A 26,436-nucleotide genomic window follows, 5' to 3' on the forward strand; every position below is an offset into this window, starting at 1 on the left:
ATGATTGAATTGGAGGCATCGGGAATTCAGAAGTAGTGAATTCCCCGTGTTCCCAACAAATTAAAAAATATTCCTATGAATCTGAATCAATATACCGTAAAATCTCAGGAAGCCATCCAGAAAGCGCAGCAAATTGCGATGGAATTCGGGAATCAAAGCATTGAGCCACAACATTTATTAGAAGGAATTTTTCAAATTGATGAAAATATTTCTGAATTTTTGCTGAAAAAATCTGAAGCGGAACTGACTTTAGTTCGCGAAAGAAACCGTGAAAATCTCGAAAAATTACCAAAAGTTGAAGGTGGAAATATTTACCTCTCGCAGTCCACAAATAAAATTTTGCTCGATGCGCCGAATATCGCCAAAAAAATGGGCGACGAATTCGTAACCATCGAACATTTGTGGCTTTCACTTTTTGAAGTAAGTTCGCCGGTTTCGCAAATGCTGAAAGACATGGGCGTTACAAAAAATACGCTTGAAACCGCAATAAAGGAATTAAGAAAAGGCTCGAAAGCAACTTCCGCAAGCTCGGAAGAAACCTACCAAAGTTTAAATAAATACGCGAAAAACTTCAACGAACTCGCCGCCGAAGGAAAACTTGATCCCGTTATCGGGCGGGATGAAGAAATTCGCCGCGTTTTACAGATTCTTTCCCGTCGAACCAAAAATAACCCAATCTTAATTGGTGAACCCGGAGTCGGAAAAACGGCAATTGCGGAAGGTATTGCGCACCGAATTATTTCCGGAGATATCCCAGAAAATTTGCAAGACAAAACCTTGTTTTCGCTGGATATGGGCGCGTTGATTGCCGGTGCAAAATACAAAGGTGAATTTGAAGAAAGGCTGAAATCTGTGGTGAACGAAGTCATAAAATCCGACGGGCAAATCATTCTTTTCATCGATGAAATTCACACGCTGGTTGGTGCCGGCGGTGGCGAAGGTGCGATGGACGCCGCAAATATTTTAAAACCGGCTTTGGCTAGAGGTGAACTTCGCGCGATTGGTGCCACGACTTTAAATGAATATCAAAAATATTTCGAAAAAGATAAAGCTTTAGAAAGACGTTTCCAAAAGGTTATGGTTGAAGAACCTGACACGGAATCTGCGATTTCTATTTTGCGTGGAATAAAAGATAAATACGAAGCGCATCACAAAGTCCGCATCAAAGATGAAGCGATTATCGCTGCGGTGGAGCAGTCTCAACGATATATTTCCGACCGTTTTTTACCGGATAAAGCCATTGATTTAATTGATGAAGCTTCCGCTAAATTGAGAATGGAAATCAATTCAAAACCGGAAGAATTGGATGTTTTAGACCGAAAATTAATGCAGATGGAAATTGAATTAGCAGCAATTTCTAGAGAAGGAAATGATATTAAAGTTCAGCATTTAAAAGAAGATATTTCAAAAGTCTCCGAAGAGCGGAATGAAATCAATGCAAAATGGCTGAAAGAAAAGCAAAAATCTGAAGATCTGACCACCATTAAAAAAGATATTGAAGCGCTGAAATTAGAAGCCGAACGCGCTTCCAGAGCCGGTGATTATGCCAAAGTTGCCGAAATTCAGTATGGTAAAATAAAAGAAAAAGAAAATGCTTTGCATACTTTGGAGCTTGAAATGCAAAACCATCAGAATGAACTGATCAAAGAAGAAGTCACCGCCGAAAATATTTCCGAAGTCATTTCAAAATGGACGGGAATTCCGGTGACCAAACTTCTGCAATCTGAACGTGAAAAACTTCTTCACCTTGAAGACGAGCTGCATAAGCGCGTTGTTGGTCAGGAAGAAGCAATAGAATCTGTTGCCGATGCAATCCGCAGAAACCGCGCGGGCTTGAATGATGAAAAAAAACCGATCGGAAGCTTCCTATTTTTAGGAACAACTGGCGTTGGTAAAACTGAACTTGCAAAAGCGCTCGCCGAATATCTTTTCGATGACGAAAATAATATGACGCGAATTGATATGAGCGAATATCAGGAAAGACATTCGGTGTCGCGATTGGTCGGCGCGCCTCCGGGCTATGTGGGTTATGACGAAGGCGGCCAGTTAACAGAAGCCGTTCGTCGCAGACCATATTCCGTGGTGCTTTTAGATGAAATTGAAAAAGCGCACCCCGATGTTTTCAACACTTTGCTACAGGTGTTGGATGACGGCCGTCTCACTGATAATAAAGGCCGCGTGGTGAACTTCAAAAATTCAATTATCATCATGACATCGAATTTAGGTTCGCATTTAATTCAGGAAAATTTCGAGAAAATCACCGAAGAAAATGTGGACGAAATTGTTGCAAAAACAAAAGAAGAAGTTTTTGCTTTGCTAAAACAGACTTTGAGACCGGAATTTTTAAACAGAATTGATGAAACCGTACTTTTCCAACCTTTGAACATCAAGGAAATCGGCAAAATCGTGCATTACCAGCTGCGTGGTTTCAACGAAATGCTTGCAAAACGCGGTATCATTATGACCGCTACAGACGATGCTATAAGATATCTTACCAACCGTGGTTACGACCCGAGTTTCGGTGCGCGACCTTTGAAAAGAGTTTTGCAGCAGGAAGTGTTGAATAAACTTTCGAAAGAAATCCTGGCCGGAAATGTAAACGACGGCGATCGGATTATTTTAGATTATTTCGAGGAAAGCGGTTTGGTTTTCCGCCCGTCGGAATAACAAATTTCTTTAAAATTAAAAAAAACCATCGCGCAGTTTCGCCGGTGGTTTTTGCTTTCTACTTTTTGTAAAAATAAATGGTGAAAGCTCTGTTTTTTCAAACATACTTTTTTTATTTTTACATTTAAACCTGAAACGGGCTGTTAATTTTAAAAAACGAAAAACGCAAAACGAAAAATAACCTGCTAAATTGGTGTTTTTTCGGAAATTTTTAAATTTAAAACAGGTTTAAACAAAATAAATTTAAGCAAAGTTTGAGCTCATTTCCGACATATTAAATTTAATACTGATAGAAAGGGTTTTAGCAACATTTTATACCGCTATAAATTGCTCTTGCTATATTAAAAACCAATTAAAAACATTAAACAGTTGTTTTTTTAATAGAAATATTTTGCTATGATGAAAAAATTGCCAATATTTGCAGTGTTCAAATGCTTGCGAAAGCAAAGAATAAATTTTTTTTCATCATTTGTGTTTTTTAGAATCCACTTTCATCGGTGGATTCTTTTATTTTTAGCATCTCAGTAACCGCGCAATATCCAATTTCTATTCCTGAAAAATAAGTCGTTAAAAGGGCAAATTTTATCAATTTTTCTTCACCGCGTTTTTTAGTTTAAGTTTTCAAAATATTGCCATTTGCTAAAAGGAAATTTCTAGCCGAAATAGCGGCAAATTTTTCAAATTATCTTTTTCTTTCTCGGCAAAACTTTTCTTGCTAAAAAACTGATTTCCACCTGATTCCAGGATAGTCTGTAATTCAATTAGTTTCACTATTTTTGCACCTCGAAAATTCACTCATCAATTAGTATTAAATCTTATGATTTCGGTTCAAAGTTTAGGTCTTCATCACTCGGGAAATTATCTTTTCCAAAACGTCAATTTTACAATCAAGAAAGATGATAAAATCGGTTTGGTTGGGAAAAACGGTGCGGGAAAATCCACCTTGTTGAAGATGATTACCGGCGAAATTAATTTCTACGAAGGCTCCATCGTTCCGGAAGGTAATGTAACCATGGGTTTTCTGAAACAGGACCTCGACTTCGTGAAAGGCAGAACCGTTTGGGATGAAACCATGCAGGCGTTTGAGCAGATTAATGCCATGAAAAACGAGCTAGATGACGTGAATGAGCAACTGGCGACACGCACCGATTATGAAAGCGATTACTACGAAAATCTCATCCATAAAATGACCGAGCTTAACGATCTTTTGATGCATTACGACGCGTATAATTTGGAAGGTGATGTGGAGAAAATTCTGTTAGGTTTAGGTTTTAAAGCCGATGATTTTCATAAAATAACCGATGAATTTTCCGGTGGCTGGAGAATGCGAATTGAACTTGCGAAACTTCTTTTGCAGAAAAATGATTTGATGCTGCTTGATGAGCCCACGAATCACCTGGATATGGAATCGATTATCTGGCTTGAAAGTTTTCTGAAAGATTATCCGGGTTCCATCGTTTTGGTGAGTCACGACAAGCAATTTATGACTTCGGTTTGTAACCGGACTTTCGATATCAACAATAAAAAAGTTGATGATTACAAAGCCAATTACACCAAATATCTGGAACTGAGTAAAGAGCGAAAAGAAAAGTTGATTCAGGCGAAGAAAAATCAGGATGTAGAAATTAAGCAGATGGAAGATAACATCAACCGTTTCCGTGCGTCTGCGACAAAATCTTCATTCGCGCAGTCTTTAATTAAAAAACTCGATAAAATTGACCGCATTGAAATTGATAACGATGACGTTTCGAAATTCAACATCCGTTTCGTGCAGTCTGTCGTTCCCGGGAAAGTGGTTTTTGAAGCGAAAAATTTGGGCAAAGCCTACGGAAAAAAACAGATTTTCGATCACGTAGATTTCTTTGTAGAACGGGGCGACCGCATCGCGCTTTTGGGCCAGAACGGTCAGGGGAAAACAACTTTGGCAAAAATTCTGTCCGGCGAAATCACCGATTACACCGGCGAATGGAACTTGGGTCACAACGTAAACATCGGTTATTTTGCCCAAAATCAAGAAGAGGTTTTAACGCCGAATAAAACCGTTTTAGAAGAAGCTGAAGATTCTGCGACCGAAGAAACGCGTCCTCGTGTGCGGGATTTGCTCGGAAGTTTCCTGTTCCAGGGTGAAGATGTGCAGAAAAAAACCAAAGTGCTTTCCGGTGGTGAAAGAAACCGCCTGGCATTGTGTAAGCTTTTACTGCGCCCGTTCAACACCTTGATTATGGATGAGCCGACGAATCACCTTGATATTCAGTCTAAAGAAATTATCAAGCTTGCCTTGCAGAAATTTGAAGGAACTTTAATCGTCATTTCCCACGACCGCGAATTTTTACAGGGTTTAAGTGACAAAATTTTCGAATTTCGCGATGGCAGAATGAAAGAATTTTTAGGTGATATTAATGAATATCTCGAATTCCGGCAGAAAGAAAGCATCCGTGAAGTTTCTGCAGAAAAATCAAAACTTCAGGAACTGCGAAATGAGCCAGCACCGAAAGTGGTTGAAAAACCAATTGAAAAAAAGGTGGAGATCGTTTCTAAAGACCAAAAAAACCTTCAAAATAAAATCAAAAAAGTAGAAGAAAAAATTTCGGATTTAGAGCTGAAAATCGAGGAAATGGAAGCCACTTTTACTTCTGAAAATCCGTCGGAAGAAACTTTAGAAATTTATAATTCGAAAAAAGCGGAACTCGATTTGGCTTTGGAAGAATGGGAATATCTGGGAACTCAACTGGGTTAACACTGTAGCTAAAATCAAAAAAAACATCGGAATCGCCGGAAATTTTTGGCGATTTTTTTTGTGCACAATTCCGCGCTGCGCGGACACTTACCTCAACCTTATTTCCTATCTTTGAATTTCAAAAATATTTTCAATGAACCACCAACCCGTTGAAGGCTTTTCTAAACTTTCAAAACAAAGAAAAATAGATTGGCTCATCAAAGAATATCTTAATGAAGACCGCAGTTACGAGCAAATTCTTCAGCAATATTGGAACGGCGATCACACTTTACAAAAGCTTCACGAAGAATTTTCCGAAAACACCATTTCCAACTTTTACATGCCTTACGGAATCGCGCCGAATTTTCTCATTGACGGGAAATTACTCGCTTTGCCGATGGCGGTAGAAGAGAGTTCCGTAGTTGCTGCCGCATCTAAAGCTGCAAAATTCTGGATTGATAAAGGCGGTTTCAAAACGACCATCATCAATACCAAAAAGCTCGGCCACACGCATTTTATGATGAATGTGGAACCGCATAAAATGCTGCATTTTTTCAATTTTAAACTGAAGAAAAGATTATTTGAAGCGACCGAAGACATCACCAAAAATATGCGCAACCGTGGCGGCGGAATTTTAAATATTCGCCTCATCGATAAAACTGCAGACATGGAAGATTATTTCCAGCTGCGCGCGAGTTTTGATACGGTGGATTCCATGGGTGCGAATTTCATTAATTCCTGCCTTGAACAATTTGGAAAAACGCTGAAAGAAGAGGTTGAAAAAGACGAAGATTTTACGCCGGAAGAAAAAAGTTCGCTGCAGATTGTGATGAATATTCTGTCCAATTACACGCCGGACTGTATCGTACGTGCTGAGGTTTCCTGTAGAATTGAAGATTTAAAAGACGACAGCGGAATTTCCAATGAAGAGTTTGCAACGAAATTTAAACGTGCGGTGAAGATAGCTGAAATTGAACCATACCGAGCTACAACGCACAATAAAGGAATTATGAACGGCGTGGATGCGGTGGTAATTGCAACCGGAAATGATTTCCGCGCGACAGAAGCCTGTGCGCACGCGTACGCTTCCAAAGACGGAAAATATTCCAGCTTGACGCATTGCACCATTGATAACGGAATTTTCCGTTTCTGGATCGATTTACCAATTTCTGTCGGCGTTGTCGGCGGCTTGACAAATCTTCATCCACTGGTGAAATTTTCTCTCGCACTTTTAGGAAAACCTTCCGCGCAGGAGCTGATGAGCATTTTGGCAGTTTCCGGTTTAGCGCAAAATTTTGGTGCGCTGCGTTCGTTGGTGACGACGGGAATCCAGAAAGGGCACATGAAAATGCATCTTTTCAATATTTTAAATCAACTCGGCGCGACAGAAGCTGAAAAAGAGCATTTCGTGAATTACTTCAAAAACAGAACGGTAACGCACCATGAAGTAATTACGGAATTTAATAATCTCAGAAATAAATAAAATGTTTCAGCTTTTTTTAGGCGCTTTATTAATAGTTTTTGGGATTTTTCTGAAAGTCACTAAGGATCCCGGATTTGCAAAAACAAAACGGTTTTACTGGATGTTTATCGCCATCGGCGCTTTTTCGGTTATTGCTAAATTAATCCTGATGTATCAACTAAAAGAAATTTAAAATGAAAAATACAACGCTGATTATTGGAGCGGTTTACGGTTTGGTTTCCGTTATTTTAGGCGCTTTTGGTGCGCATGCTTTAAAGAAAATCATTTCGGTGGAGAAACTGGTGAGTTTTGAAACCGGCGTGCGATATCAAATGTACGCTGCGCTCTTTTTGCTTGTCGTGGGTTATATTTTAAAGTTTGAAACACCGGCAGAAAAATGGATTTCCATTTTGATGATTCTCGGAACATTTATTTTTTCGGTAAGTATTTATCTTTTGGCGTTCAGTGAAGTGGCGGCAATTCCGTCGAAGTTTATTGGGCCGGTGACGCCGCTTGGTGGTTTGCTGATGATTATTTCCTGGGCGATGCTTATTTTCTATTTTGCTAAAAATAAAATGTAATGTTCTTTTTCATCGCAGGAAATACCAAGAAATTAGTCGGTCAGGAAACCAGAAAAATCAACAAAAATGGTTTTATGGTGAATGCTGAGATTAAGATTTATAAAAATTACATTACGTTATTTTTCATCCCGCTTATCCCGCTTGGCAAAAAATACAGCCTTTATATTCCGCATTCGGATGAATATTACGAGCAAAATTATTTCTCGAAAATGCCGGAAGAATATCTGGAAATCTGCAAAGAGGTGGGCAGAAAATATTAGGTGATGATGAAGCCCAGAATTGCTTTATTTATAGGCATTTTATGTATTTCCATTTTTCCTGTAATTGTACGGATGAATCTTACGTCGGGTTTGATTTCGGCTTTTTACCGGATGGCAATTGCAACTGCTGTTATTTTACCGATTGCAATTTGCAAAGGCAAACTAAAGCTTGAAAGTTTAAAAACGCTTTTTCCAATCGCGGTTTGCGGTGTTTTATTCGCTTCAGATATAGCCGTTTGGAATATTTCAATTCAGAATTCTTCGGCAACGCAGGCCACTTTATTAACAAATTTATCACCCATTTGGGTCGGAATTTTCTCACTTCTTTTCCTGAATTTCCGTCCGCGGAAAAGTTTTTGGCTGGGGACGATATTTGCGCTGCTAGGAATGGCAATTTTTGTAGGAATTGAAACGATTTTGAATCTCCAGCTTGACGCTGCTTTTTTTCTCGGGATTCTCTCTGGTGTTTTGTATGCGCTGTATATCTTGGTAAGCAAAACCGTTTTGGAAAAAATGGAAGTCATTACATTTATCACCTACAGCATGATTTTCAGTACGATTTTCCTTTTTTTCGTTAATGTAATTTTGCGCGAACAGTTTTTGGGATTTTCTTCAAATGCGTGGATTTCTCTTTTCGTTCAGGGAATTGTCTGCCAGTTAATCGCGTGGTTACTGATCAGTTATGCGACGCAGAAAATGCGGCCTACACGCGTTTCATTAAGTTTATTGAGTCAGGCTATTTTTGCCACAATTTTAGCGGCTATTTTCGTTGATGAAAAAATTACGGTTCATCAGATGTTCGGCACTTTAATAATTCTTGGTGGAATTGCAGTTACTTTTTACGAAAAGAAAGCCATCGCATTAGACGGAAAGTAAAGCACAGCAACTTTATTTTTTCTCAGCAATTCTTTTACCCATTTTTATGGTGGTTTCCAAGCCTTTTTCTGTGTTTTTCAGCAAATCTTCATCGATATTTATTTTGTCTTTTTCAAAGAAAAGAACCACCGTGGAGCCGCCAAATTTAAAATAGCCTTTTTCTTCGCCTTTTTTTACCGCCGTATTTTTATAGGTTTGAATCATGCTGCCCACCATGGTGGCGCCCACTTCCGACATAATAACATCGCCGAAAATTGGGCTTTGAATGACGCCGAATTCACGTTTGTTAAGCCAGAAAATTTCCGCTTTTTTTCGCAGGGCTAAAGGATTTACTGAATAGTAATCACCATCAATTTTTGTATTGGTTTGCGGTGCAGTACCGCTGATCGGAAAATGATAGCGGTGATAATCCGGCGGTGCAAGGCGGAAAACGATCATGGCGCCGTCTTCATATCTTTTTGCTAAAGTGGCGTTGTTTAAAAAGGATGCAACATTAAATTTTACACCTTTGATGTAGAAATCTGAATTTTTTAGGTTTTGATAGGCTAAAATCTTTCCGTCCGCAGGAGAAGTCACGACCAAAGAATCCTGGTTGATGGGACGCGCTTCGGGTTTCAACTTTCGGACAAAAAAATCGTTGAAACTGCTGAACTTTTTTTCCTGCGCAATGCTGAGATCTACTTTGTATTCTTTTACAAAAGGCATAATTTCTTCGGCGGAGGAAGGATCGTCCATCATGTCACCATAAATGGAAGAAACGAATTTCCGTTTTGCGACTGTCCACAAAGTTGCGCGGCCCACGGGATTGTGATAAAGCCAGTTCAGCCAATTTTCGCCGTAAACATTTTCGATTTTTGGGGCGCCGGTGTCGCGTTCCACATATTTAATGGGATTTTGCGCCGGAACGGGAAAGAGTGCGAGCAGGAAAATAAGCGTGCTGACGAAGGTAATGAGGAGCCAGTTGCGGGTACTTTTTCTCATGTTCATATTTTAAAATGCTGAAGATTGCGTTTTTGGAAAGTCTAAATTTCTTGACGAAAAGCGGCAAAATAAGCTATTTTTCCGGAATTGGCAATTTTAAAAAATTGGGCGTTTTAGCGGCGAATTTTTTCCTCTCCCTAGCCCTTCCAAAAGCGAGGGAACTCTGAAAAATAATTTGTGTTTTTAGTGGTGTTTATTTTGGTAGGAAATCTCGCGCAGATTTCGCGGATTTCGCGGATTTTATTTTATAAGCGCGAACTTTTTATAAGTTTGAAATTAGTGCATTCGTGGCATTATCTGTACAAAATTTTTATTTTTAAAAAAGATGTGGATTTAGCACGGAATTTTTTCCTCACCGTGGCCCTCTCCAAATGAGAGAGAACGTGGAGTTGAAATTTGGAAAAATTGGCTGTTTTAGAGGCAAATTTTTTCGTTTTGATTTGGTGCGGAAAATTTCAACTAACGACAAACCGCGCCCCGGATTGAACGGCCTGTTTGAGCTCTCCCGATGCATTTGATCGGGAAGCGAGTAGTGAAAGCCGGAAAAGGCGCCCAAAAAAATAGAGTTGTTGCCTTTCGAGAAAGTGAAATGTTTGCGTTAAATAAAACATCAAAGATATCATCTAAAGCCGGATCAAGCTGGAATCAAAAATTTGGTGGTTTTCAGCCGCTTTCTTAGCAAATTTTCTTAAATTTGTGCATCTTTTAAATAAACAAATATCTAATAAGAATAATATGAATCTTCACGAGTACCAATCGAAAGAAATTTTGGCAAAATACGGCGTAAATATCCAACGCGGTTTTATCGCAAACAATGTGGACGAAGCTGTAGAAGCAGCAAACAAGTTGACAGAACTGAACGGTAACGAAGGCTGGGTGGTAAAAGCACAGGTTCACGCAGGTGGCCGTGGTAAAGGCGGCGGTGTAAAGTTTTCCCCAAATATCGAAAAATTGAAGGAAAATGCCGGAAATATTATCGGAATGCAGTTGGTGACTCCACAAACTTCTGCAGAAGGTAAAAAAGTAAATTTCGTTTTGGTGGCGGAAGATGTGTATTATCCTGGTGAAAGCGAAACTAAAGAGTTTTATGTTTCTATCCTTTTGGACAGAGCACAAGGAAAAAATATGATCGTATATTCTACCGAAGGTGGAATGGATATCGAACACGTTGCAGAAGTAACACCGCACTTGATTCACAACGAAGTGGTTGATCCGGGTGTTGGTTTGCAAGGTTTCCAGGCGAGAAAAATCGCTTTTAACCTCGGTTTGAGCGGTGCTGCACATAAAGATTTTGTGAAATTCATCACTTCGCTTTACAACGCGTATGTTGGTATTGATGCGAGTCTGTTCGAAATCAACCCGGTTTTAAAAACTTCTGATAACCGAATTATCGCTGTTGATGCAAAAGTTTCTTTAGATGACAACGCGCTTTTCCGTCACAAAGATTTGGCGGAACTTAGAGATACAAGAGAAGAAGATGCAACGGATGTTGAAGCTGGTGAAGCTGGTCTTAATTTCGTGAAACTTGACGGTGATGTTGCCTGTATGGTGAACGGTGCCGGTCTTGCGATGGCGACCATGGATATTATTAAATTATCTGGCGGAAATCCAGCGAATTTCTTAGATGTTGGTGGAACTGCTGACGCGGAAAGAGTACAGAAAGCTTTCGGAATTATCCTGAAAGACCCGAATGTAAAAGCAATCCTTATCAATATTTTTGGTGGAATTGTACGTTGCGACCGTGTTGCGCAGGGAATCGTAGACGCTTACAAAGCAATGGGAAGTTTACCAGTTCCTTTGATCGTGCGTTTGCAAGGAACAAATGCGATTGAAGCGAAACAACTCATCGATGATTCTGGTTTGCCGGTGCATTCGGTAATCACTTTGGAAGAAGCTGCTAATAAAGTAAAAGAAGTTTTAGGAAACTAAAATTTAGAAATAAATAATAAAAAATTCCGCTCTATTTGGGCGGAATTTTTTGTTTATATTTTGGAAATATTTGATGTTTAAGCAGCAAGTATTTGCTGATTGAAAGCCGGAATTTCACGCGCAGATTACGCGGATTTTTTATTTTGAAAAAAAAAGCTGTTAGCACGGAATTTTTTAGAAATCATCGTCGCTGAAAGTTGGAAGTTGCGTTGCAAGTTCGATGCCTTCTTCCTGCAATTTGTTTCTAAGTCGAAGCAAAGCGTCGCTTTTTACTTTCATAATATCCGAGCCGGTTTGCATAAAAAATCTTGCCTGAAGGTAGAAAATACCAAACGACTGTTTCAGAATCATCACCTGCGCCTGATCGGTATGGTCGGTAAATTCAAAGCTTTTTATTTCTTCTAAAATAATTTCGGTGGCTTTTTCCAAATCCTGGTTGGCCGCAACCTGAAGATTTAAGAATACTTTTCTTTGCCCTGATGATGAATAGTTGGTGAATGGCGCGGTGAAAATCAGCTGGTTCGGCACGAAAACTTTTTTGCCATCGTCGGTAATAATTTTGGTTGTTAAAAAGCCTATTTTTTCCACAACTCCGGTGACTTCTTTTATGGAAACATAATCGCCTTCGGAAAAAGACTTATCGATGCCGACAAGCGCACCGGAAAACATCGAAGACACCAAATCTTTCAGCGCAACACCCGCAACAACACCGGCAACACCTAAACTTCCGATAAATTTAAAGACAAAACCGCCGAGTCCCATGATTTCCATGGCGATAAAGGCGCCGGCGAGAACAATGAGGAATTTAAAAACTTTAATTAAAGCTACAATGGAGCGGTTTTTACTTTTCGGGAAAAATTTGTGGAAAATCTTCACCGAAATTTTACTGAGGTAGGTGCTCATCATATAAAAAATCAGGAAAACCAGTATTCCTACGACGAGTTTCGGCGTTGCCTGAACAAATGTGCGGTACCAGCGTTCCAGCACGTTCATTATAATTTCATAATAATTCATAAGTCAAATATCGATATTTTAGGTTTTGGGGGAAGCAAAATTCTTTCCAAATAATAGTTTAATAAAAATTGCGGGAATATGTATCTTTGCGGTCCACAAGAAAAACGGCCTGTTGATTCCAGATTCGTCTGGGGTAGGAAAGTCCGGACACCACAGAGCAGCAAAGCGGGTAACGCCCGCCGGTCGCAAGATCAGGACAAGTGCAACAGAAAGTATGTATATTAATTTATAGTGAAACCAGGTAAACTCTTTGCGGTGCAATGTTAAGTATATCGGATTTCCCGGTTCGCCGGGATAGGAGTTGCTCGCTCCAAAAACCGAGGGGTAAACAGCTAAAGTTCTGCAGCAATGCAGAACGTAGATAAATAACAGGCGCTTTCGCTTCGGCGAGAGAACAGAATCCGGCTTATAGTTTTTCTTGTGGGTTTTTTTCAGTGGTCAGTGGCCAGTAATCAGGGGTCAGAAGTCAGTTTTTTATTCGTTTTCCAGCTGTTTTTTCGCTTCTGCTAAAGCGGCAGTTTCGTTATCCGAAAGTTTCGGAAATTTTAAATCCATGTGTTCTAAAGCATCAATAATAATCTGAACGGCGGCTACCCGTGCAAACCACTTTTGGTCCGCCGGAATTACAAACCACGGCGCGTGATCCTCTGAAGTTTCATCTATTGCGCGTTCGTAAGCTTCCATATACTTTTCCCACAAAGCGCGTTCGGGTAAATCACCTGCTGCAAATTTCCAGTTTTTTTCCGGCTCATTTATTCTGTCCAGAAATCTTTGTTTCTGTTCTTCCTGCGAAACGTTCAGAAATATTTTTACGATTGTAGTGCCGTTTTCTGCCAGATGTTTTTCAAAATTACGGATACTTTCGTAACGGTTTTCCCAGAATTTCCCATCAAAATCGTTTAGAGAATCCCAAACCCTTTCGCTTAAATTATATTCAGGGTGAACTTTACAAACTAATACACTTTCATAATGGCTTCGGTTAAAAATCCCGATTTTACCTTTTTCCGGCAAAGCGATGTAATGACGCCATAAAAAATCGTGCGCATATTCTTTAGCACTTGGAGATTTAAAACTGTGGACTTCGCAGCCCTGCGGATTTACACCACCGAAAACGTGCTCGATCAGCGAATCTTTTCCTGCAGCATCCATGGCCTGAAGCACGATTAATAAAGATTTGCTGCCATCAGCATAAAGTTTTTCCTGCAGGTCGCGGAGTTTTTCTTTCTCCTTTTCGAGCATTTTTTTGCCTTCTGCCTTTTGAAGTTTACCGTCGTATTTGGTAAGCGTATCTCCAATTTTAAAGCTATCTTTAACAATAAAATTATCTCTAAAATCTAAATCCATATTTTTATATTTCTACTAAAATAAAAAAATCATTTCAATAAAGAAATGATTTTCAGGATTATCGCAGAAATACGATATATGTGGAAATTCTATTTAGTCCTTTTGAACCGCTGTAGCAGGAAGAGCTTTTGTAGCTGCTGCCGGCGCACTTGGATCAACTTTACCTTTGATATTGATTACAGATCTTCCGTTTTCAGCATCATTAGAATAAACTTCGATGATTTTTACAAAAGTTCCCGGGATATTGGTATCGTAAGCTACGTTTAATTTAGCTGTTTTTCCCGGCATAATCGGATCTTTCGGCACTTCCGGAGTTGTACAGCCGCACTGCGCCTGAACTCTGGAAATAATTAACGGCTTATCACCTGTATTTTTCACAGTAAAGTAACGGTGACCATCTTCACCTAATTTTACAGTTCCGTAATCGATGGTTGTTTTATCAAAGGAAATAGTTTGCGCGGTAGCAAAAGCGAAAGAAGCGGTAAGGAAAAGTCCGGCAAATATTTTTTTCATTTTTTTGATGTTTTAAAATTGTTGTTTTGACAAATTGTAACAGGCAAAGTTAAAAATTATTTTATTAGTAAAGGAAATTTTTTTTATTTGTCTATTTTTGTAGATTAAAGCAAAAGTTAGATTCTATGCAGATTTCAGATAAATATTCGCCGCGGGAAACCGAGCAAAAATGGTATAATTACTGGCTCGAAAATAATTATTTTCATTCAGAACCAAACGAAAAGCCGCCGTATACCATCGTAATTCCACCGCCCAATGTTACCGGAATTCTGCACATGGGACATATGCTGAATAATACCATCCAGGATATTTTGGTGCGCCGCGCACGTATGCAGGGCTTCAACGCCTGTTGGGTTCCCGGCACAGATCATGCGTCAATTGCGACTGAAGCAAAAGTGGTGGCGAAACTGAAAGAAGAAGGCATCAATAAAGCCGATATTTCAAGGGAAGAATTTTTGAAACACGCCTGGGAATGGACCGATAAGTACGGCGGAACCATTTTGGCGCAGCTGAAAAAACTTGGCTGTTCGTGTGATTGGGAGCGCACGCGATTTACCATGGAACCAAAACTTTCCGAGCAGGTGGTGAAATCTTTCGTGGATCTGTACCGAAAAGGTCTGATTTACCGCGGTTACCGAATTGTAAACTGGGATCCGGAAGCGAAAACCAATATTTCTGACGAAGAGGTAATTTTTAAAGAGCAAAACGGCAAATTATTCTATTTAAAATATAAAATCGAAGGAACTGAAGATTTTCTTACCGTTGCGACTACGCGCCCGGAAACCATTTTCGGCGACACTGCAGTTTGCATTAATCCAAAAGATGAAAAATATGCCCATTTAAGGGGGAAAAAAGTTATCGTTCCGATTGTAAACCGCGTTATTCCAATTATTGAGGATGATTATGTGGATATGGAATTTGGTACAGGCGCGCTGAAAATTACGCCGGCTCACGACACCAACGATTACGAAATCGGAAAACGTCATGGTCTTCCCATGATTGATTCACTGGATGACGATGCGAATTTGAATGAGCACGGGCAGCATTATGCCGGTAAAAACCGTTTTGTTGTCCGCAAGGAAATCGTAAAGGAGCTGGAGGAAAAACATCTTTTGCTGAAAGCTGAAGATTACGTCAATAAAGTCGGAACATCCGAAAGAACCGGCGCCATCATAGAACCGAAAGTTTCGGTCCAGTGGTTTTTGAAAATGTCGGAGCTTGCTCAGCCTGCATTGGATGTGGTGATGAATGACGAGATAAAATTTCACCCCGAAAAATTCAAAAATACCTACAAACACTGGATGGAAAACATCCGCGACTGGAATATTTCTCGCCAGCTTTGGTGGGGACAGCAAATTCCGGCGTATTTCTACGGAACCGCCGAAGAACATTTCGTGGTAGCTGAAAATATCGATGAAGCACTGCTTCTTGCGCGCGAAAAATCTCAAAATTCAAATCTCGAAATCTCCGATCTCCGTCAGGATGAAGATGCTTTGGATACCTGGTTTTCTTCGTGGCTGTGGCCAATGTCGGTTTTTGATGGATTATTAGATCCAGAAAATAAAGACATTAGTTATTATTATCCGACTTCCGATTTGGTTACCGGCCCGGATATCATCTTTTTCTGGGTTGCGCGTATGATTATGGCCGGAATTGAATACCGCCAGGAAGTTCCGTTTAAAAACGTGTATTTCACTGGAATTGTCCGCGATAAACAAAGACGGAAAATGTCGAAATCACTCGGAAACTCGCCGGACCCGATTGAATTAATGGAAAAATATGGCGCGGACGGCGTTCGTGTTGGTATTTTATTGAGTTCAGCTGCAGGAAACGATTTGTTATTTGACGAAGACTTGATGTTACAAGGCCGAAATTTTGCAACCAAAATCTGGAACTCAAATAAGCTGATTCAAGGATGGAAAAAAAATGATGATTTAGCGGCAAATAAATCTGACGAGCAAGCAATCGCGTGGTTTGGAAACCAAATGGATAAAACCATTGTGGAAATTGCCGATCAGTTTGAAAAATTCCGGATTTCAGATGCTTTGCACCTTTTATATAAATTAATTTGGGACGATTTCTGTTCGTGGTATTTAGAAGCGGTGAAGCCAAATTTTGGTGAACCGATTTCGAGCGCCGTTTACGACCAAACCATTCAGTATTTCGAGGAATTACTGAAGTTATTGCATCCATTCATGCCGTTTTTGTCGGAAGAATTGTGGCAAAATATTGCTGAAAGAAGTCCAGCGGAAGCTTTAGTTATTGCTCAGCAAAAGAAAGCTGAAAATTTTGACGCTGAATTGACCAAAAATTTCGAAATCTCCAAGGAAATCATTTCAGGTGTTCGGAATTACCGCCAGACGAAAGGTATTCCGCCGCGCGAAAGTGTTGATGTTTTCACCAATGCAACGTCGTTCGAAAATGAAGAGCTTATCCAGAAATTAGCGAACATTGAAGCCATTAAATTTAATGAAAAAACCGAGAAACCTACTTTTTCATTTTTAGTCGGCGCGACGGAAGTTTCAATTCCACTCAGTGAAAAACTTGATTTAGCGGAAGAAAAAATTAAAACTGAAGAAGAAATTAAATATCTGAACGGGTTTTTAATTTCGGTGGAAAAAAAGCTAGGAAATGAGAAGTTTATGGCGGGAGCACCACAGCAGGTTGTGGACATTGAGCTGAAAAAAAAGAAAGATGCTCAGGATAAACTATTATTGTTGGAAGAAAAACTAAAATCTTTATCATGAAGCACATCGAAAGTATCCAGAAACTATTCACAAAAAACTTCATTGAAAATCCTTTAATTGAAACTTTTGAAGCTGGAAATCTTCTGATCACCAGCGGACATTTAACTGCTTCTGATCCCATGATTACCGCGGAAATGCCGGCTTTTTCAACTATGTTTCCACACGGAAGTTTCCCTGTTTTGGTGCACAAAGAAGCGGAAAGCAACTGCATCGCGTACGTGGAAGTGGTTTTCGGTAATACACCGATTACCAGCTGGAAACTCGCCACAGCGGAAGGACAGAACCTGGATGAGCTGCAGGACGGCGAAATTTTTGGATTTCAGGTGGAAAGCGGCATGGGTTGTTTGATGGATATTGAATCTCAAAAGGACCTAAACAGTTTGGAGCAACATTTGTTTCACCGAAAAGGTGAAGATTTTATGGGTATTTACGAGGAATTTTTTCACGAACACTTTTTTCAGCAGGACGGCGCCGTTAATCAGTATGCATTTCTAAAACCTCACCAGGAAAAAGAAGGAAATCTTTTTGCATTCGAAACCGGCTATGGTGAAGGTTTTTACGCAAGCTATATCGGTTTTGACCAAAATAACAATCCCGTAAAACTGGTGTGTGAATTTATAGAGATTATTTAATAGCTTTAGGCAACGATATTTTTCTAATTAAAAGTATACTTTTTACCATAATGAACATCACTTCCGAACAACCAAAAATTATTGTAATTGGCAGTTCTTCAATAGATTTAGTTTTAAATACCGAACATCCGCCGCAACCGAATGAAACGGTGATGGCAGAGAAATCTGAAAGCTTCTTTGGTGGTAAAGGCGCCAATCAGGCGGTTGCCACGGCGCGTCTGGGCGCGAGCGTTTATTTTATCGGAGCGGTTGGTATGGATCCGTTCGGGCAGCAGATAATGCGGAATTTGGTTGATGAAGGTGTAAATGTGGGATATGTTGTAGAAACCGAAGAAGCTTCGACCGGTACCGCTTATGTAATTGCAGCAAAAGGTGTAAATTCAATCGTTGTGGTGCCTGGCGCTAATTATTGTTTACAACCGCAAAATGTCGCTGAAGCTGAAAAACTGTTCAGCACTGCAGATTTGGTTTTGCTTCAGCTTGAAATTCCAATGGAAACCGTAGAATATGCTGCAAAATTAACCGCTTCTAACGGCAAAAAAATCGGACTTTATGCGTCACCGGCAAAAAAACTGTCTGAAGAAGTTATCGACTCCGCAACTTTTATCGTCGCCAAAAGTAACGAACTTTCCATTATTTTCGGCGATCAGCCGCGCGAAGAAATTTTACGGAAATACCCTAATAAATTATTCGTTCGCGACGATACCAATTCCACCACTTATTTCAACGGAACGGAAATGAAATATTACCGCAACGACCACGATTCTGTGCTTCATAAAATGGGAATGGGCGACGCATTTGCGGGTGGATTTGCGGTTGCACTTTGCCACCAAAATTCTATTGATGATTGTGTGCGCTTTGGGAATGATGTCTCCCTAAAAGTTACCAAAAACCGTGGTTCACAGCGTGGTTTACCTTATATGAAAGACATTGTTTCAGAATAATTTGCTATTTCAAACATATCGCTTTATTAAATTTAAAGCTTGAAATTTTATATTTTTAAATATTAATTCCACTTTTTTTAGTGGAATTTTTTTATGATGAAAGAGCTAACTTTAAAAACCTCCGATAATTTTCCGCTTTTTGTTAAAGTTTTTGAACCAAAAATTTCAAACGGAAAAGTTTTGCTCATCAATTCCGCAACCGGTGTGAAACAGCAAGTGTATTTTTCTTTCGCTCGATATTTTGCTGAAAATGGTTTCACTGTCGTCACTTACGATTACCGCGGCATTGGTGAATCTAAACCGAAAAAATTAGTCGGTTTTGCGGCAAATATGCGCACCTGGGGAACCGTAGATTTTAAAACGCTCACCTATTATATCCGGCAGGAATATCCGGAGGAATTGAAATATTGTCTGGGACATTCCGTAGGCGCGTTAATTGTCGGAATGAACCAAGATTCTGCGATTTTCAGCAAATTTATTTTTGTGGCGACTCAGGATGCACAACTTTCAAATTTGAGTTTAAAAGTTGCTGTTGCCGGCTTTTTGGGTTTCGGAATTGCACTGCCGATTCTGTCTGAAATATTTGGTTATTTCCCAGCGCACCGTTTTGGTTTAGGCGAATCTTTACCGAAAGGCGTGGCGTACGACTGGAAAACTTTAATTATAAATAAGAAATCCACCAAAAGGCTTTATGAAAAAATTGGCGCAAATAACGCCGAAAATTTAGATCAGGAAACTTTGATTATTTATGCGGAAGACGACCCGTGGGTGACGATGAAAGGCATGGAAAATCTGATGAAAAATGTGTATCCAAACCTCCGAAAAACCTACCGAAAAGTTTGGGTGAAGGAATCTCCAAAACTTGAAATCGGACACGTGAACTTTTTTCGAACTTATAACCGACCGCTCTGGAAGATTATTTTAGAAAAAATATAGCAAAAAAGCCGGAAAAAATTTCCGGCTTTAAATTTTAGTTGAACTGGTTTTCGAGATTTTTAAGCTCCGAAATAATTCTGTCCATTTTTGCGTCCTGTTTTTTTACCTCTTTTTTTCCGAGATAAAAATAAGCAAAAAGCAGCCACGAATACGTTATGGCAAAAGCCAGAAGCATTTTCCACAGATCCACCGTTTTCAGCAATTCAAACATATAAACGCCGAGCGCGAGGCTGAGCAAAATATAGTAAACCGGCATGTTCCAGTGGCGAAGTTTTTTCTGGAATTCGCGAAATTCCAGCCATTGCTGAAGGTGAGAAGCCGGTGTTTGCGTTTCATCAATGCCGCTGATTTTTTTCGCGGTAAAAAACATTAAACCAGCTTGTAGAAAGCAAACCAGCGAAATAATAACCATCGCCGAAACAATTGGTAATGTTAAGATTTTGGCATCGAAAGTTGTCATTAAAATCAGGATGAAAATTCCTGTTGCGACGAGCAGAATTGCGCCTTTGGTGTAAGTGTTTTTCAGTTTCATACGGTTGTTTTTAATTTTAGAAATTTGGTCGTTTTTAGCCGGAATTTTTGTCTCCGAGGTTTTCCAGAGGTTTTCCAGATTTTTAAATTCTTCCATGGCTGCTATAGATTTGCTGAAGTTCTTTTTTAATTCTGTGGATTTTTACACGCAGATTGTTCTCGGTAATTCCGGTGATTTCTGCGATTTCTTCGTAGGCCTTTTCTTCTAAAACCAACGTAATAATAATTCTTTCATTTTCCTTCAGTTTGCTGATGGATTCGTATAAACGGTTGATTTCTTTCGAATTGTCCTGCGTTTCCTCGTAAACCAGTTTCGATAATATTTTTTCCGAGTCATCTGCCTTGTTTTTTTCTTTTTTCAGTCCGACCAGACACGTATTTATTGCGATTCGGTAAATCCAGGTTCCGATTTTACTTTCGTTCCGAAACTTCGGCAAACTGTGCCAGACCGCGATCCAGGTTTCCTGGTGAAGATCATCCGCAAAAAGCCGGTCACCCGAATAACTCAAACAAAGTTTATAAATACGCGGCGAAAATTCCCGGTAAAGCTCGTCAAATTCGTAGGTCATTAGTGCGGATTTTCAGGTGGTAAATTTTTATTTTCATTTTTAAAATTTTGGCTGTTTCAACGGCAAATTTTTGTGTTTTCTATCTATTGGATAAAAAAGTTTTGAAATTATTACAAAAAACTTTAAAAAACATTTAAGTTTTAAAATTACGCGAACGCGGAAGTTCTGGCAACAGTTTTAAAATCCTTAAATTTACATCAAAGTAAAACCCATGAAAATCTATACAAAAACCGGCGACAAAGGCCAAACTGCGCTCTACGGCGGCACGCGGGTTTCCAAAGCGTCCGCTCGGGTGGAAGCTTACGGAACCATCGATGAGCTTAACTCTTTTATCGGTGTGGCGAAAAGCGAAATTACTGATGAACAGGTGCTTTCTCAGCTTAAAAAAATTCAGTTTGATCTTTTTACCGTCGGTTCAGAATCTGCAACTCCAACGGATAAATTAAAGATGGCAAACGGAAAATCGCGTTTAGCACTCGAAATTTCGGAAAAAGAAATTGAAGAATTGGAACATTGGATGGACGAAATGGAGCAAGATCTAAAACCACTGCAATATTTTATTTTGCCTGGTGGCGGAAAATCTGCAACATCACTTCACGTTTGTCGTACTGTTTGCCGCCGCGCAGAACGCAGTTTGGTTTTTCTAAATGAGACCGAAGAAATACGTCCGGAATTGCTGAAATATCTCAACAGATTGTCGGATTATCTTTTTGTTTTGGCGCGCCACGCTTCGAAACTTGCCAACGAACCTGAAGAATACTGGAACCCCAATGACCGGTAAAGCGCTACTTTTTATCAATGGTATGCCGCCGCAAATTTTACCTGCTTTAGAGGCATATTTTTTAATTGCGTGTACCGACGGTGCTTTTCATTATTTAAAAAATAAAAATTTTCCGCTTGAAAAGCTTGATTTTATTTCAGGCGATTTCGATTCGCACTCCGGAAATGATGAAAATATTTACCAAGAAAAATTTATTTATACACCGGATCAGGATAAAACCGATTTTGAAAAAGCGCTTGAAATCTTGATGCAGCGCGGCGCACCAGAGGTTGACGTTTATGGCGGTTCCGGCGGAGAAATGGATCATTTTCTCGGGAATTTAACCGTGGCTTTTAAAGCAAAAGATGCGCTTAAAATTACTTTTTTTGATGAATTCGGCACCTATTTTTTCTCACCGAAAAATTTAGTTTTAGAAAATGTGCAGCATTGCAAAATTTCGCTATATCCATTTCCGTTTACCGAAAATGTGACTTCTGTTGGCCTAAACTGGCCTTTAAAAAAAGAAAACTTAAACCTCACCAGTAGAATCGGCACAAGAAATTTTGCCGTTGAAGATCACGTGAAAATCACTTTTGAAAATGGTGATTTGTTGGTTTTTCACTCGCACCGGCCGGCAGCTGAACTTTAACGGAATTTTAAAATAAAAACCCAACTTTTTTTCTCAACTTTGCAGTCTTTAATAATAGTACAACTTCAGATTTAGCATGAAAATTAAATATTCAGAACTTATAGACCAGACCCTCTATTTTCCCACCGAAGAATTCAGTGTTACCGAAAATAGTCTCAGTTTTCACGATATTCCGCTTATGGAGGTCGTTGAGAAGTTTGGCACGCCTTTGAAATTTAATTATCTGCCGAAAATTTCTACCAATATTCAGCGTGCAAAAGCCTGGTTTAAGGAAGCTTTTGAAATCAACGATTATAAAAAAGATTATCGTTACTGCTATTGCACCAAATCGAGTCACTTCGCCTTTGTCTTGGAAGAAGCGTTGAAAAACGATATTTCAATTGAAACTTCCTCCGCGTACGACATGGATATTGTGAAATCATTGTACGAAAAAGGAAAGTTTGACAAAAATGTCGAAGTGATTTGCAACGGTTTTAAAACCGACGATTATCTCGCGAAAATTTCGGGGCTTATCAATAGCGGCTTTCACAACATCACGCCGATTTTAGATAATTACCGCGAGCTCGACAAACTCACCGAAAGCATAGATACCACTTTCAACATCGGAATCCGAATCGCTTCCGAAGAAGAACCAAAGTTCGAATTTTATACCTCCAGACTTGGCATTGGTTACAAAGATATCATCCCGTATTATAGCCAGAAAATCGCGGAACACCCGAACGCGCGCCTCAAAATGCTGCATTTTTTCATCAATACCGGCATCAAAGACACTGCGTATTACTGGAACGAGCTTTACAAATGTCTGCGCGTTTACGCCCGTTTGAAAAAAATTGCTCCGGAAGTTGATTCGCTGAATATCGGCGGCGGTTTTCCAATTAAAACCTCTTTGAATTTCGATTATGATTACCAATACATGGTGAACGAAATCGTATCCCAAATTAAAAAATTCTGCGAAGAAGAAGGCGTTGAAGAACCGAACATCTATACCGAATTTGGTAGTTTTACCGTTGGCGAAAGCGGCGGTCACCTTTACAAAATCATTTCACAAAAACGCCAGAACGACCGCGAAAAATGGAACATGATCGATTCCTCGTTCATGACCACACTTCCCGATACCTGGGCGATTTCCCGCAAATTCATCATGTTGCCGCTCAACCGTTGGGAAGATACCTACGAGCGCGTATTCCTCGGCGGACTTACTTGCGATTCCGACGATTATTACAACTCCGAACAGCACACCAACGCCATTTATCTGCCGGTTTTCAGCGATACAAAACCTCTGTACATCGGCTTTTTCAACACCGGCGCGTACCAGGAAACCATCGGCGGTTACGGCGGCGTTCACCACTGTTTGATGCCTCAGCCCAAACATATTTTGATCGACAAAGATGCCGATGGAAACTTTACCTATTCGGTTTTCCGAGACGAACAGAAACCTGATGATGTCTTAAAATTACTGGGCTATTAAGCAGGAAATTTATTAGAAAGAAGCAGCGGTAAGTTGCTTCTTTTTTTTAGGAGCTATTTCCCGCTGTCCACTGTATCTTTTTCTGCCGATTTTATCGGCAGAAAAAGGATGCCGTTCCCATCGGGGCTAGAATTGCAGCGCCTTCAACTTCGCTAAAACAAAAAAAACCAGGAAATAATAGCGATTTTTTTTCATGTAAGTTTTCGAAAGTAACAAAAATTAAAGCTGATTTTTTTTGGTTTAAGTTTTCAAAAAAAACCTAAAAATAGAGGCTAATTTTTTCTGTCGTAATCTCGGAGAAATCAGAAATCAGCAGATTGGCTTTTTCGTAATGCTGATGAAGAGAATGTTCGCTTTTGTAGGCGACGCAGAAAATTCCGGCATTATGAGCGGCTAAAATTCCGTTCGTAGAATCTTCGATGACAACGCAGTTTTCTTTCGGTTCCTGCGCGATTTCCGCAGCAAGCAGAAAAATTTCCGGATTTGGTTTGGATTCTTTTAAATCATCACCACTTATTTTTCCGATAAAATATTTTGCCAACTTGAACTTTTCAAAAACCATATCAATCGTCACCATACTCGCCGAAGAGGCCAACACAAGTTTAATTCCGTTTTCGAAATAGTTTTTAATCAGATCTTCAACGCCGGGAAGCAAAGCAAAATCTTCATCGTGGTAAAAGAAATATTTAAAATATTTTCGTTTAATCGCCGCCAGTTCATTAATGTTGGCATTCAGGCCATATTTTTCGATCAATACAGAACAGACTTTTTTCGTTGCAGCACCCGTAAATGTGGTGTAAAGATCTTCCGGCACCACAATCCCCAAATCATCGAACATTTTAAAATATGCTTTTCGGTGAAGTGGTTCTGTATCGACGATGACGCCGTCCATATCGAATAATACTGCTTTTAGTGGCATTTGCGGTTTTTACAAAAATAGGAAATAAGGGCTGAATAACGCTGAATATTTCCGAAAGCAATTTATTTCCCCTTAAAACGGCAGTTTTTTCGTTTTTACATTTTTTAAGCAAACTGAAAATTCGGTGAAGTCTGTTGAAATTTTTATCTTTGAAATCTTAAATTTCATCAATCTTAATTCAAAAATACTATGAAAACATACGCCGGCATTCCTGAAGAAAACGCACAATTTGAAACTTCAAAAGTGGTGCTTGTTACCGTTCCGTACGACGGAACTTCAACCTGGGGAAAAGGCGCCGACAAAGGTCCGGAGCTTTTTTTAGACGCTTCCGAAAATATGGAATTATATGACATCGAAACCGGAACCGAACCGTATTTGGAAGGTGTCTTCCTGGCTGGCGAAATTTCCGAAAAATCTTCGCCGGAAGCCATGACGGAAGCGGTTTACAACAAGACAAGGGAACTACTTAATTACGACGACAAACTTTTCACGCTTTTCGGTGGGGAACATTCGGTTTCCATTGGTTCCATCCGCGCGGTAGGCGAGAAATTTGAAAATCTTACGGTTTTACAACTCGATGCTCATACAGATTTGCGTCCCGATTTTCACGGTTCCACTTCCAATCACGCCTGCGCGGTTTTTGAAGCAAGCCAGAAACATAATTTGGTTCAGATCGGAATACGTTCGTGTGACATTGAAGAAATGCAGTATGTGAACAAAGAGCAGTGCTTTTTCGCGCATGAAATTGCAAACAACGAAAATTGGGTGAATGACGTGCTGGAAAAAGTTTCCGGAAACGTGTACATTACCATCGATTTGGATGCTTTTGATCCGTCAATCGCGCCGTCAACCGGTACTCCGGAACCAGGAGGATTGCAGTGGTATCCAACTTTAGAATTGCTCCGCAAGGTTTTTGAAAAATGCAACGTTGTTGCTTTCGACATTGTGGAACTCATGGATTCGCCGATGCCAAAACCTACGGCTTTTTTAGCGGCGAAGCTGTATTACAAAATGCTGGCGTATTACCACATCAGCAAACCGTAAAATTTCGGTATAAAAAAATCCCCCTTATTTAGGGGATTTTTTTTGTTTTAGCGTTGCATCAAAATATCGTCTACATCGTTCATCCGGTTCATTACTGAACGCGCGTAGGAGCAGTGCGGGTAAATTTTCCAGTTGTTTTCGCGCGCGAATTTTATTCCTTCTTGCACGAGATATTTTCCCATTCCGCGGCCTTCAAATTTCGGGTGAACAAGGACGTACGAAATGATCATTTTATTTTCTTCGGGAGCAATTGTATAAGTCAATCTGCCAATTTCTTCATCGTTTGAGAGTGTAATTATGCCGCCGTTTCCTGAGCGGTTGTTGCTGTAGTTCATATTTGTCTTTTTTTTGGTGGTTTAAAATTAACAAAATAATTTTAATTGATATTTTTTGGCTGTTAAAAGCCTGTTTTTTTCAAGATTAAAGTTTTAAATTTGGATTAAATATTATTAATGAAAATAACACTAAACCGCCTGAACGACGATTATTTGTTTGAATGCACCAACGCTTTGGGCAACAAAATTCTTTTGGATAATATTTCTGAATCGCCTGGAACGACAGGCGTTTCGCCCATGGAAACTATTTTGATGGCTGTCGCGGGCTGCAGCGGAATTGATATGGTTTCGATATTAAAGAAACAAAGACAGGAACTCACCGGCTTTTCCGCGGAAGTTGAAGGCGAAAGAATTCAGAAAGACGAAGCAAAACCTTTTAAAAATATTTTGGTGAAATTTTTTCTGCAAGGAAATATTGATCATGCAAAAGCCGAGCGCGCTGCCTCGCTTTCTTTTGAGAAATACTGTTCGGTTTCCAAAACCATGGAGCCAAATGTCACGGTGACTTACGAAGTTTTCGTTAACGGCGAAAAAGTGTGAAATTTTTAGACCAAATAAA

Annotated in this window: 25 protein-coding genes and 1 other RNA gene; 18 read left to right on the forward strand and 8 right to left on the reverse strand. The window is 39.7% G+C overall.

Annotated features, from left to right (window positions below):
* Positions 1-75: 75 nt before the first annotated feature.
* The 7 genes from clpB to BMZ55_RS08340 all read left to right on the forward strand — a co-directional run bounded on the left by clpB (position 76) and on the right by BMZ55_RS08340 (position 8,562).
* The gene (clpB, locus tag BMZ55_RS08315) at positions 76-2,667 is read left to right on the forward strand and encodes an ATP-dependent chaperone ClpB (protein WP_089819965.1); all 2,592 of its coding nucleotides are present in this window, start codon (positions 76-78) and stop codon (positions 2,665-2,667) included.
* An 817-nt stretch (positions 2,668-3,484) separates the two neighbouring features.
* On the forward strand, positions 3,485-5,404 hold the full coding sequence (locus tag BMZ55_RS08320; RefSeq protein ID WP_089819966.1) for an ABC-F family ATP-binding cassette domain-containing protein: 1,920 nt from the start codon (positions 3,485-3,487) through the stop codon (positions 5,402-5,404).
* A gap of 133 nt (positions 5,405-5,537) precedes the next feature.
* A complete protein-coding gene (locus BMZ55_RS08325; RefSeq protein WP_089819967.1) occupies positions 5,538-6,866 on the forward strand; it encodes a hydroxymethylglutaryl-CoA reductase, degradative in 1,329 nt (442 codons plus the stop codon).
* Position 6,867: 1 nt separating this feature from the next.
* Positions 6,868-7,038, forward strand: coding sequence for a hypothetical protein (locus BMZ55_RS11330; protein ID WP_177179801.1), 171 nt, complete (start codon positions 6,868-6,870; stop codon positions 7,036-7,038).
* Position 7,039: 1 nt separating this feature from the next.
* On the forward strand, positions 7,040-7,426 hold the full coding sequence (locus tag BMZ55_RS08330; protein ID WP_089819968.1) for a DUF423 domain-containing protein: 387 nt from the start codon (positions 7,040-7,042) through the stop codon (positions 7,424-7,426).
* On the forward strand, positions 7,426-7,686 hold the full coding sequence (locus BMZ55_RS08335) for a zinc ribbon domain-containing protein (protein ID WP_089819969.1): 261 nt from the start codon (positions 7,426-7,428) through the stop codon (positions 7,684-7,686). Before BMZ55_RS08330 ends, BMZ55_RS08335 begins: the two co-directional genes overlap by 1 nt.
* Positions 7,687-8,562, forward strand: coding sequence for a DMT family transporter (locus tag BMZ55_RS08340; RefSeq protein ID WP_089819970.1), 876 nt, complete (start codon positions 7,687-7,689; stop codon positions 8,560-8,562).
* 12 nt (positions 8,563-8,574) lie between these two features.
* Here the strand turns inward: BMZ55_RS08340 and BMZ55_RS08345 are convergent, their stop codons facing one another.
* Positions 8,575-9,543 carry a phosphatidylserine decarboxylase gene (locus BMZ55_RS08345; protein ID WP_089820164.1) on the reverse strand — a complete coding sequence of 323 codons (969 nt, stop codon included), beginning with the start codon at positions 9,541-9,543 and terminating at the stop codon, positions 8,575-8,577.
* 735 nt (positions 9,544-10,278) lie between these two features.
* Between BMZ55_RS08345 and sucC the strand changes: the two genes are divergently transcribed.
* A complete protein-coding gene (gene sucC, locus BMZ55_RS08355) occupies positions 10,279-11,472 on the forward strand; it encodes an ADP-forming succinate--CoA ligase subunit beta (RefSeq protein ID WP_089819972.1) in 1,194 nt (397 codons plus the stop codon).
* Positions 11,473-11,646: 174 nt separating this feature from the next.
* Here the strand turns inward: sucC and BMZ55_RS08360 are convergent, their stop codons facing one another.
* Positions 11,647-12,486, reverse strand: coding sequence for a mechanosensitive ion channel family protein (locus tag BMZ55_RS08360; protein WP_089819973.1), 840 nt, complete (start codon positions 12,484-12,486; stop codon positions 11,647-11,649).
* A 96-nt stretch (positions 12,487-12,582) separates the two neighbouring features.
* Here BMZ55_RS08360 and rnpB point away from each other — a divergent pair.
* Positions 12,583-12,911, forward strand: an RNA gene (gene rnpB, locus BMZ55_RS08365) — RNase P RNA component class A.
* Between the two features lie 49 nt (positions 12,912-12,960).
* Here rnpB and BMZ55_RS08370 read toward each other — a convergent pair.
* Both BMZ55_RS08370 and BMZ55_RS08375 read right to left on the reverse strand, forming a co-directional pair.
* Complete coding sequence (locus BMZ55_RS08370) at positions 12,961-13,830, reverse strand: PPK2 family polyphosphate kinase (protein ID WP_089819974.1); 870 nt, start codon at positions 13,828-13,830, stop codon at positions 12,961-12,963.
* Between the two features lie 93 nt (positions 13,831-13,923).
* Positions 13,924-14,343, reverse strand: a complete 420-nt coding sequence (locus BMZ55_RS08375) for a DUF1573 domain-containing protein (RefSeq protein ID WP_089819975.1) — start codon at positions 14,341-14,343, stop codon at positions 13,924-13,926.
* A 125-nt stretch (positions 14,344-14,468) separates the two neighbouring features.
* Between BMZ55_RS08375 and BMZ55_RS08380 the strand changes: the two genes are divergently transcribed.
* The 4 genes from BMZ55_RS08380 to BMZ55_RS08395 all read left to right on the forward strand — a co-directional run bounded on the left by BMZ55_RS08380 (position 14,469) and on the right by BMZ55_RS08395 (position 19,602).
* Positions 14,469-17,090, forward strand: coding sequence for a valine--tRNA ligase (locus BMZ55_RS08380; protein WP_089819976.1), 2,622 nt, complete (start codon positions 14,469-14,471; stop codon positions 17,088-17,090).
* Complete coding sequence (locus tag BMZ55_RS08385; protein ID WP_089819977.1) at positions 17,087-17,722, forward strand: DUF4241 domain-containing protein; 636 nt, start codon at positions 17,087-17,089, stop codon at positions 17,720-17,722. Before BMZ55_RS08380 ends, BMZ55_RS08385 begins: the two co-directional genes overlap by 4 nt.
* 50 nt (positions 17,723-17,772) lie before the next feature.
* Complete coding sequence (locus tag BMZ55_RS08390; protein ID WP_089819978.1) at positions 17,773-18,666, forward strand: ribokinase; 894 nt, start codon at positions 17,773-17,775, stop codon at positions 18,664-18,666.
* Positions 18,667-18,762: 96 nt separating this feature from the next.
* Positions 18,763-19,602, forward strand: a complete 840-nt coding sequence (locus BMZ55_RS08395; RefSeq protein ID WP_089820165.1) for an alpha/beta hydrolase family protein — start codon at positions 18,763-18,765, stop codon at positions 19,600-19,602.
* A gap of 34 nt (positions 19,603-19,636) precedes the next feature.
* Here BMZ55_RS08395 and BMZ55_RS08400 read toward each other — a convergent pair whose 3' ends face one another.
* Positions 19,637-20,230, reverse strand: a complete 594-nt coding sequence (locus tag BMZ55_RS08400) for a hypothetical protein (protein ID WP_089819979.1) — start codon at positions 20,228-20,230, stop codon at positions 19,637-19,639.
* Positions 20,217-20,702, reverse strand: a complete 486-nt coding sequence (locus BMZ55_RS08405; protein ID WP_089819980.1) for an RNA polymerase sigma factor — start codon at positions 20,700-20,702, stop codon at positions 20,217-20,219. The genes BMZ55_RS08400 and BMZ55_RS08405 overlap by 14 nt, the downstream gene beginning before the upstream one ends.
* 211 nt (positions 20,703-20,913) lie before the next feature.
* Here BMZ55_RS08405 and BMZ55_RS08410 point away from each other — a divergent pair, with 211 nt between their 5' ends.
* From BMZ55_RS08410 to BMZ55_RS08420, 3 genes are all read left to right on the forward strand, one after another.
* Positions 20,914-21,483: a cob(I)yrinic acid a,c-diamide adenosyltransferase gene (locus BMZ55_RS08410; protein ID WP_089819981.1), complete on the forward strand. Its 570-nt coding sequence runs from the start codon at positions 20,914-20,916 to the stop codon at positions 21,481-21,483.
* Positions 21,473-22,111 (forward strand): thiamine diphosphokinase, encoded by a 639-nt coding sequence (locus tag BMZ55_RS08415; protein WP_089819982.1) that lies wholly within the window; start codon positions 21,473-21,475, stop codon positions 22,109-22,111. Before BMZ55_RS08410 ends, BMZ55_RS08415 begins: the two co-directional genes overlap by 11 nt.
* 76 nt (positions 22,112-22,187) lie before the next feature.
* A complete protein-coding gene (locus BMZ55_RS08420; protein WP_089819983.1) occupies positions 22,188-23,579 on the forward strand; it encodes a type III PLP-dependent enzyme domain-containing protein in 1,392 nt (463 codons plus the stop codon).
* 259 nt (positions 23,580-23,838) lie between these two features.
* Here the strand turns inward: BMZ55_RS08420 and BMZ55_RS08425 are convergent, their stop codons facing one another.
* Positions 23,839-24,498, reverse strand: a complete 660-nt coding sequence (locus BMZ55_RS08425) for an HAD family hydrolase (RefSeq protein ID WP_089819984.1) — start codon at positions 24,496-24,498, stop codon at positions 23,839-23,841.
* A 189-nt stretch (positions 24,499-24,687) separates the two neighbouring features.
* Here BMZ55_RS08425 and speB point away from each other — a divergent pair, with 189 nt between their 5' ends.
* Complete coding sequence (gene speB, locus BMZ55_RS08430) at positions 24,688-25,542, forward strand: agmatinase (RefSeq protein WP_089819985.1); 855 nt, start codon at positions 24,688-24,690, stop codon at positions 25,540-25,542.
* Between the two features lie 47 nt (positions 25,543-25,589).
* On the opposite strand, the gene BMZ55_RS08435 is transcribed toward speB, so the two are convergent.
* On the reverse strand, positions 25,590-25,877 hold the full coding sequence (locus tag BMZ55_RS08435; protein WP_089819986.1) for a GNAT family N-acetyltransferase: 288 nt from the start codon (positions 25,875-25,877) through the stop codon (positions 25,590-25,592).
* Positions 25,878-25,994: 117 nt separating this feature from the next.
* Here BMZ55_RS08435 and BMZ55_RS08440 point away from each other — a divergent pair, with 117 nt between their 5' ends.
* Entirely contained in the window at positions 25,995-26,417 is a 423-nt protein-coding gene (locus BMZ55_RS08440) for an OsmC family protein (RefSeq protein WP_039341651.1), read from the forward strand.
* The last annotated feature ends 19 nt before the right edge of the window (positions 26,418-26,436 follow it).

This window comes from Kaistella treverensis (assembly GCF_900114045.1).
Classification (GTDB): domain Bacteria; phylum Bacteroidota; class Bacteroidia; order Flavobacteriales; family Weeksellaceae; genus Kaistella; species Kaistella treverensis.